This window comes from Taibaiella chishuiensis, from assembly GCF_003014535.1.
Classification (GTDB): Bacteria; Bacteroidota; Bacteroidia; order Chitinophagales; family Chitinophagaceae; genus Taibaiella; species Taibaiella chishuiensis.
Genome location: NZ_PYGD01000013.1, coordinates 158,809 through 166,882, shown reverse-complemented (window position 1 = coordinate 166,882; position 8,074 = coordinate 158,809). Strand labels below are relative to the sequence as shown.

7 protein-coding genes are annotated in these 8,074 nt (G+C 53.4%); 5 read left to right on the top strand and 2 right to left on the bottom strand.

Features of this window, described 5'->3' with window-relative positions; translation table 11 throughout:
- The first annotated feature begins 216 nt into the window (after positions 1 to 216).
- The 3 genes from B0I18_RS23155 to B0I18_RS23145 all read left to right on the top strand — a co-directional run bounded on the left by B0I18_RS23155 (position 217) and on the right by B0I18_RS23145 (position 2,379).
- On the top strand, positions 217 to 1,065 hold the full coding sequence (locus B0I18_RS23155) for an SDR family oxidoreductase (protein ID WP_106525146.1): 849 nt from the start codon (positions 217 to 219) through the stop codon (positions 1,063 to 1,065).
- 96 nt (positions 1,066 to 1,161) lie between these two features.
- A complete protein-coding gene (locus B0I18_RS23150; RefSeq protein ID WP_106525145.1) occupies positions 1,162 to 1,461 on the top strand; it encodes an Atu4866 domain-containing protein in 300 nt (99 codons plus the stop codon).
- Positions 1,462 to 1,473: 12 nt separating this feature from the next.
- Positions 1,474 to 2,379 carry a helix-turn-helix domain-containing protein gene (locus B0I18_RS23145; protein ID WP_106525144.1) on the top strand — a complete coding sequence of 302 codons (906 nt, stop codon included), beginning with the start codon at positions 1,474 to 1,476 and terminating at the stop codon, positions 2,377 to 2,379.
- Between the two features lie 120 nt (positions 2,380 to 2,499).
- Here the strand turns inward: B0I18_RS23145 and B0I18_RS23140 are convergent, their stop codons facing one another.
- Positions 2,500 to 2,670, bottom strand: a complete 171-nt coding sequence (locus tag B0I18_RS23140) for a hypothetical protein (protein WP_181358593.1) — start codon at positions 2,668 to 2,670, stop codon at positions 2,500 to 2,502.
- A 124-nt stretch (positions 2,671 to 2,794) separates the two neighbouring features.
- Positions 2,795 to 3,028, bottom strand: a complete 234-nt coding sequence (locus B0I18_RS23135; protein WP_106525142.1) for a class I lanthipeptide — start codon at positions 3,026 to 3,028, stop codon at positions 2,795 to 2,797.
- 254 nt (positions 3,029 to 3,282) lie between these two features.
- Here B0I18_RS23135 and B0I18_RS23130 point away from each other — a divergent pair, with 254 nt between their 5' ends.
- Both B0I18_RS23130 and B0I18_RS23125 read left to right on the top strand, forming a co-directional pair.
- On the top strand, positions 3,283 to 3,603 hold the full coding sequence (locus tag B0I18_RS23130; RefSeq protein WP_106525141.1) for a DUF6660 family protein: 321 nt from the start codon (positions 3,283 to 3,285) through the stop codon (positions 3,601 to 3,603).
- 160 nt (positions 3,604 to 3,763) lie between these two features.
- Positions 3,764 to 8,074: a CusA/CzcA family heavy metal efflux RND transporter gene (locus B0I18_RS23125; RefSeq protein WP_106525140.1), complete on the top strand. Its 4,311-nt coding sequence runs from the start codon at positions 3,764 to 3,766 to the stop codon at positions 8,072 to 8,074.

Sequence of the window (8,074 nt, the reverse complement as noted above, 5' to 3'; positions counted from 1 at the left end):
CTAACATCTAACATCTAACATCTAACATCTAACATCTAACATCTAACATCTAACATCTAACATCTAACATCTAACATCTAACATCTAACATCTAAAATCTAACATCTCCATACCCAATACATTCCAATTGTTTGAATTTTACAACTATTGGTTTGAATCCTGCAACTGCGGTATCCCTTATCCATACGACCTTTGCGTTCATAAAAACAAATAATCATGAACAGAGAAAAAGTATGGTTAGTTACCGGTGCCTCCAAAGGATTGGGGCTGGTACTGGTGCAGCAGTTGCTGGCCGGCGGCTATAAGGTGGCGGCAACCTCGCGCACAACACCGGCACTTACAGCAGCCGTAGGCGGGGAGTATGGCGATCGTTTCCTGCCGCTGGAGGTAAGCCTCACCTCCGAACAAAGTGTACAAGATGCCGTAAATAAGACCATAGCCGCTTTCGGCGCCATCGATGTGGTGGTTAACAATGCCGGGTATGGGCAGATCGGTACCCTCGAAGAACTCAGCGATGCAGAAGCCCGCAGTAATTTTGATATCAATGTATTCGGGTTGCTGAACGTGATCCGCCACACGATGCCGCATTTACGGGCGCAGCAATCGGGGCATATCTTCAACATCGCTTCTGTAGGCGGTTATACCGGTAACTTCCCGGGATGGGGTATCTATTGTGCCACAAAATTTGCCGTAGCCGGCCTTACCGAGTCGCTGGCTGCAGAAGTAAAACCCTTTGGCGTACACGCTACCGTGGTGTACCCGGGGTATTTCCGTACCGACTTTTTATCCAAAGATTCTATAGCCGTAGCGGCGCAGCCGATTGCAGCCTACGAGGCCGCGAGGGAGTCGCAGCGCATGCACGAGGAGGATATCAACGGCCGCCAGCAGGGTGATCCGCTCAAAGCCGCGGCCGTTATGATCCGGGTTGCAGCATCAGCGCAACCGCCTGTGCACCTCTTCCTGGGCCAGGATGCCTATGATATGGCCGAACTGAAAAACGGATTGATACAGGCCGATATGCTGGCCTGGCAAAAAGAAGGTACTGCTACAGGCTTTGCGGTCTAACAAGCAGCGCAATGTCTGAAGCAGTATTAATAACCTGTGGAGCTGTTCCCGCAAGCAATTGCCCGGAACAGTTTTCCCGTTCTAAAAAATACTACTATGCAAGATCAGGCATTATACACAGGCATATGGGTGTCGAAAGACGGCTCCCTGCGCCAGGAATTATTACCCGGTGGCCGCTACGACGAATCGCAGGGCTGCCCCGGGCAAAACCGTACCGGCAATTATATCATTACCGGCAACCACATCGATTACCGCGATGATTCGGGCCGGCTGGCCTACGGGTATTTTAAAAACGGCGCCTTGTATCATATCCGTATGATCCTGTACCGCGAACAACCAACAGCCCCTATTCGTTTATTTGAAGCAGCAACTACTGTAGCAGAACAAGACCGGTAAACCGGGAACCTTATGGATAAAGTGCAAAGTATAGAGGAATTTTACCGGTCCAAGATGAACTGGATACCGGAAAACCTGCAGAAGGAGATCGGGCACTTTAACGTGTTCCAGATGGAGGAGTATGTGGGCAGCAGTGCCAAACCCATACCCTATAACCGGAAAGACTTTTTTAAGATCAGCCTGATTATCGGGAAAAACAGGGTGCACTATGCCGACAAGGTGGTGACGATAGAAAAGCAGGCCCTGCTTTTCGCCAACCCGATGGTGCCCTATTCCTGGGAGGCGCTCGAAGAAAAACAGTCGGGTTGTTTCTGCATTTTTACGGAGACCTTTTTTAATCATTTTGGCGTAATGCGCGACTACCCGGTGTTCCAGCCGGGCTGTAACCCGGTGTTTATGCTCGACGACGGGCAACTGGAGACCGTGCGTTCGGTATTCCTGCAGATGGCGCAGGAGATCGCTTCCGATTATATATACAAGTACGATGTGCTGCGCAACCTGGTGTTCAGCCTGGTGCACCATGCCCTGAAAATGCAGCCTGCCACCGCTACCCAGCACCGTGGCCTGAATGCGGCTACCCGTGTGTCCTCGCTCTTTATGGAATTGCTGGAGCGGCAGTTCCCGGTAGAGTCGCCTATGCAGCAGGTACGGCTACATACGCCGCTGGCCTATGCCGGGCAGCTGGCCGTGCATGTCAACCACCTGAACCGCTCGCTCAAGACGGTTACGGGTAAGACTACCTCGCAGCTTATCGCCGAGCGCATTGGCCAGGAGGCCCGTATCCTGCTGAAGCATACAGATTGGAATATCTCGGAAATAGCCTGGTGCCTGGGCTTTAAGGACCTGCCGGCCTTTATCAATTTTTTCCGGAAGAGTATGCAGCAGAGTCCCGGCGCCTTCCGCGAGCAGGAGGTCTGAGTAATGCTGCACGAGAATCAGTTCGCTGAGTTACTTTATCCTTTTTATAAAACAATGGGCCGGTACATTACCGGCCCATTATTATTGCTGGAATAGAATACCCTTCCTGTTGTTGGCTGCTTAGCGCACAACTACTACAGGTTGCGGTATGATCAGCTGCGGGCCGGGACAATCGTCGGACATGGTAATGCAACCTTCCCGGCTGGCTCTTATCGTATCGGATGCGACCTGCTCATCACCTGCACCGAGAATACGGCTTTGCAGCCGCGTATTTAATTCGGCGATGGTCATTTTTTTTAATGCTAACCGGTTTGTTTTGTTGGTAGCTTTTTTCATATAGATACAAAGAATAGTTACGGAATAAGATGGCTAAAGTACGACGTTACCCTATTGCCGGCCGGCTAACTACCGATCCTTAACAAACAAATGATGGCTGTACCGTAGTGGTCGGCTGTACACAACCTGCGGTGCGGGTATGCGGACAAGCAACGCTGTTGGTGATGCAGGCCACCTGCCGGGTAGGCAATACGGTTGTGGTAGGCTGTACCTGTATACCACCCATAACATGATCCTGTTGCTCTTTGTTTAAAGTAGCGATGGTCATTTTTTTCAGGTTTAACCTGCCGGTTTTTAAGGTTGTCTTTTTCATAATCAGGTTTGTAAATTGAGGTTGAGTTTTGGATAACTAAAGTTACTATATGCCCGGACCGGCTGATACGGCCTTAACAAAGTATTATTGTTATTGATATGTGAACCGTTGCGGCCGGTCCCGCCCCTGGGACTTGCATTTAAACCGCGCCAACGCCGGTTGTCGGGCTATCGCCTTGTTTATGACGAAAATAGCACCTGAAACTCCCGGTTGTACAGTACCAACTTATTGATCCAATCCCTATATTTGCATCCATGAAATGGTCTGCATTCCTGCTTGGCGTTTACCTGCTGCTGCTGTCGTTCCTGCCCTGTGCAGACAGCCGGGAATGTATTGCACCCGAGGGGCCCCGTATCTCGGCGCTTTCCGGTCATGAAGGCCATCAGCATCCGCAGGAATCCTGTACCCCCTTTTGTATGTGTGCCTGCTGCGGCACCACCATCCTGTTCCAGCAGGTTACGCTGTTTCCCGTACCGCATACCGTATTGCCCCAAAGGCCATCTTTCGCCGGGGAAACCTCGTTCCTCTCTTATGATTTCCGTGCCATATGGCAACCGCCCCAGTTAAGGGCCTGATCCTCCGCTATGGGCTTTTACTGCCCTTCAAGATCCATTAATCAAGGGTATTGCCCTTTTGCCTGATCCCCGGCCTGTAAAGGTCCGGCGTATAGCGTGTGTATGTTGCGCTGTTTCCCGCAAAAGCGGCCGGTACCCGGCACAAAATCACTGAAACATTATGCTGAATAAAATCATTCATTTCAGCATCAGGAACAAACTGGTTATTGCAGTATTCACGCTCGCACTAATCGGTTGGGGCATCTGGAGCGCGTCCAGGTTGCCTATTGATGCTGTACCCGATATCACCAATAACCAGGTCCAGATCATTACACTGAGTCCTACGCTGGCTGCCCAGGAAGTGGAGCAGTTCGTAACCTACCCGGTGGAACAGAGCCTGGCCAACCTGCCCGGCCTGGAGGAAATGCGTTCCATATCCAGGTTTGGCCTCTCGGTAATCACCGTCGTATTCAACGACGATGTGGATATTTACTTTGCCCGGCAACTGATTGGCGAAAAGCTGAAAGAAGCCGTGGACAAGATCCCCAAAGGAGCCGGCACACCCGAGCTGGCGCCGGTAAGCACGGGGCTCGGCGAAATCTATCAATATGTACTGCACCCTAAAAAAGGAGCAGAATCGAAATATACCGCGATGGACCTGCGTACCATGCAGGACTGGATCGTGGCCCGGCAGCTGTATGGCACGCCCGGGGTAGCCGAGGTCAACAGCTTTGGCGGTATGCTGAAGCAATATGAAGTAGCGCTTAATCCCGACCGGCTTAAAGCCATGAATATATCGGTATCCGAAGTATTTACCGCCCTCGAGAAAGGCAACCAGAATACCGGCGGCGCTTATATCGACAAGAAGCCCAACGCCTATTTCATCCGTGGGGTAGGGCTTATTACCTCTATCGAAGATATCGAAGCCATCGCGATCCGCAACAATGGCAACGGGGTGCCCATACTGATCAAAGATGTAGCGCAGGTGGGATATGGCAATGCCGTTCGTTATGGCGCTCTTACCTATAACGGCGAAAAAGAAGCTGTAGGCGGTATCGTGATGATGCTGAAAGGCGCTAACAGCGCCGAGGTGGTGGGCCGCGTAAAGGCCCGCCTGGAAACCATCAGGAAGTCGTTGCCCGCCGATGTGACCATCGAAGCTTTTGCCGACCGTACCGGCCTGGTAGAGCGTGCCATTGGCACCGTGGAACGCAACCTGCTCGAAGGCGCGCTGATCGTAATGTTTATCCTGGTACTGTTCCTGGGCAACCTGCGCGCCGGCCTGATCGTGGCTTCGGCCATTCCCTTGTCGCTGTTGTTTGCATTGGGTTGTATGAAGCTGTTTGGCGTAAGCGCCAACCTGATGAGCCTGGGAGCGATCGACTTCGGCCTTATCGTAGATGGCGCCGTTATTATCGTGGAAGCTACATTGCACCACCTGGCGGGGGGCAAGCGCACGCATAAGCTGAGCCAGCAGGAGATGGACGAAGAGGTGTTTTTGTCCACCTCCAGGATCCGTAACAGTGCGGCATTCGGCGAGTTTATCATCCTGATCGTATACCTGCCGGTATTGTTCCTGGTAGGCATAGAAGGCAAGATGTTCCGTCCGATGGCGCAGACTGTAGGTTTCGCTATCCTGGGCGCTTTTATCCTGTCGCTTACCTATATCCCTATGGTCAGCGCCCTGTTCCTGCCCAAAAAGCCACTCAACAAAGTTACCTTTTCCGACCGCATGATGACGGTATTGCAAAACAGGTTCAGGCCGCTGATACAGGCGGCTATCCGTTTCCGGTATTGGGTGGTGGGCACGGCGGTGGCCCTGTTGCTTATTGCTGTATTCCTTTTCAGCCGGATCGGCGGCGAATTTATACCCCAGCTGCAGGAGGGCGACTATGCCTTCCACTGCATCCTGCCGCAGGGTACTTCGCTGTCGCAGAGCATCGAGACCTCTATGCAGGCCGAGCGGATCATCAAATCGTTCCCCGAGGTAAAGGCCGTGGTTGGAAAGACCGGCAGCGCCGAGATCCCGACCGATCCCATGCCACCAGAAGCCTCCGACCTGATCATTACCCTCAAACCCATGAAAGAGTGGACCACCACTAAAAGTTATAACGAACTCGCAGAAAAAATGATGAAAAAGCTCGAAGTCATCCCGGGGGTATTCTTTGAGGCATCGCAACCCATACAGATGCGCTTTAACGAGCTGATGACCGGTGTGCGGCAGGATGTGGCCATCAAGATATTCGGTGAGAACGTAGATCAGCTGGCCGCGCTGGCGCCTAAGGTAGCCGCCGTGATACAGACTGTGCCCGGCGCTACGGAGCCGCAGGTAGAGCGTACTACGGGCCTGCCGCAGATCTCGGTGGTATACGACCGTATGCGTCTCGCCAATTACGGCATTACCGTAGAAGACGTGAACACGGTGCTGAGCACGGCTTTTGCCGGCCAGGCCGCCGGTGTGGTATTTGAAAACGAACGTAAGTTCGACCTGGTGGTAAGGCTCGACAGCGCCAGCAGGACTTCTATCGACGATGTGCGCAACCTGTTTATCTCCACGGCAGGTGGCAACCAGATCCCACTGCAACAGGTAGCCGATATATCGTTTAAAGACGGTCCGGCGCAGATCAGCCGCGAAGGCGGTAAACGCCGTATCGTGATCGGTTTTAATATCAAAGGTCGCGATGTAGAAAGCGTGGTGAAAGAGATCCAGCAGAAGCTCGATAAAGCGCGCTTGCTGCCCGAGGGTTATTACTACAACTTCGGCGGTACCTTCGAAAACCTGCAGGAGGCCTCGGCAAGACTGGCCGTGGTCGTGCCTCTGGCGCTGTTGCTGATCCTGTGCCTGCTGTACTTTACCTTCCATTCGATCAGCAATGCCCTGCTTATTTTTACGGCCATTCCTATGAGCGCTATCGGCGGTGTATTTGCCCTGCTGCTGCGTGGTATGCCGTTCAGTATTTCTGCGGGTGTCGGTTTTATTGCGTTGTTTGGTGTGGCCGTGCTCAACGGTATCGTACTGATCAGCACCTTTAACCAGCTTAAACAAGAGGGCATGGACGATGTGGTGCAGCGGGTACTCGAAGGCACGCGTATACGGCTGCGGCCGGTGCTGATGACCGCCTGTGTGGCCGCCCTGGGCTTTATGCCTATGGCCCTGTCTACCGGCGCGGGCGCCGAAGTGCAGAAACCGCTGGCCACGGTAGTGATCGGCGGCCTGTTAAGCGCTACCTTGCTTACGCTGATCGTATTGCCCTGCCTGTACATTATCTTTTCGGGTGGTTTTAAACGGCCGGGTAAGGCTGCGGTAATGGGATCCCTTATCCTGCTCGGCTTCCTGCTGCCCGCGGGCGCTTCGGCCCAGCTCAGGTTGCCCGTAGAGGCCGTGGTCGATACGGCATTGAACAACAACCTGCAATACAAGATCAACGAATCGCAGATCCGCAAAGCGCAGCTGGAAACCAAAACTGCGGCCGATCTGCCCAAGACCGGCGTCTTTGCCGAGAATGAAGACCTGCGGCCTTCGGATGCCAAAGGTATTCTGAAGATCGGCTTATCGCAAAGCATATCCTGGCCTGGCCTGTATGCCGCACGCCGCCGCTATTTCGAAGAACAGCAGAAATACTACCAGTTGAATATACCGGCCCTGAATGCCGTGGTGAAACGGGATGTGCGCTCAGCTTATTACCAACTGTGGTACCTGCAGGACCGCTACGGCCTGTACAGCCAGCTGGACAGCATCTACCAGCAATTGTACGAAGCGGCAGCCCTGAAAGTGAAGACCGGCGAGAGCGCGGGACTCGATAAGATCGCTGCCGGCGCAAGACTTAAAGAAACCGAAGCCCAGCTGCTGCAGATCGCGCAGGAGATGCGGGTGCAGCAACAGCAACTGATGATGCTGATGAACCGGGAGCTGGAAGTATTGCCTGCCGGCAGGCCGCTGGAAAAGATAAGCGTCCGGATGCCCGCTTCCGGCCTGCATCCCAGCCTGGCCCTGCAACAACAAAGTGTATCTATGGCGCAGTCCAATGTAAAGCTGCAGCAAAACAGCAATATGCCCGACTTCTCCGGCCGTTTCTTTTCGCAGCGGCTCTATGGGCTCGACGACCCCTTTACGGGCTTCTCGGTATCCGTGGCATTTCCCCTGCTGGGCGTGCATGCCAGCCGCAACAAGGTAAAGACGGCACGCGCCGAAGCCCAGGTACAGCAAGACCAGCTGGCTTACCAATCGGGACGTTTAAAAACCGAACAGCAGCAGGAACTGGCAGCCATGGAACAGGAACGCGTCCTGTTGCTCTTTTACGAACAGACCGGGCTGAGCCAGGCCGACGAGATCATCAAGGCGGCTACCCTCAGCTATCGCAGTGGCGAGATCAGTTTTGCAGAGCTGGGACAATACCTGGCCCAGGCCATCGACATCCGGAGGAACTATCTCGATAACCTGAACCGCTACAACCAGGCGGCTGTGCGGTTCCATTATCTCATTAACCAGTAA

Coding starts and splice junctions, on each gene's coding strand:
- B0I18_RS23130 (WP_106525141.1), top strand. CDS start 3,283: ATGAAATGGTCTGCATTCCTGCTTGGCGTTTACCTGCTGCTGCTGTCG.
- B0I18_RS23145 (WP_106525144.1), top strand. CDS start 1,474: ATGGATAAAGTGCAAAGTATAGAGGAATTTTACCGGTCCAAGATGAAC.
- B0I18_RS23125 (WP_106525140.1), top strand. CDS start 3,764: ATGCTGAATAAAATCATTCATTTCAGCATCAGGAACAAACTGGTTATT.
- B0I18_RS23155 (WP_106525146.1), top strand. CDS start 217: ATGAACAGAGAAAAAGTATGGTTAGTTACCGGTGCCTCCAAAGGATTG.
- B0I18_RS23150 (WP_106525145.1), top strand. CDS start 1,162: ATGCAAGATCAGGCATTATACACAGGCATATGGGTGTCGAAAGACGGC.
- B0I18_RS23135 (WP_106525142.1), bottom strand. CDS start 3,028: ATGAAAAAGACAACCTTAAAAACCGGCAGGTTAAACCTGAAAAAAATG.
- B0I18_RS23140 (WP_181358593.1), bottom strand. CDS start 2,670: ATGACCATCGCCGAATTAAATACGCGGCTGCAAAGCCGTATTCTCGGT.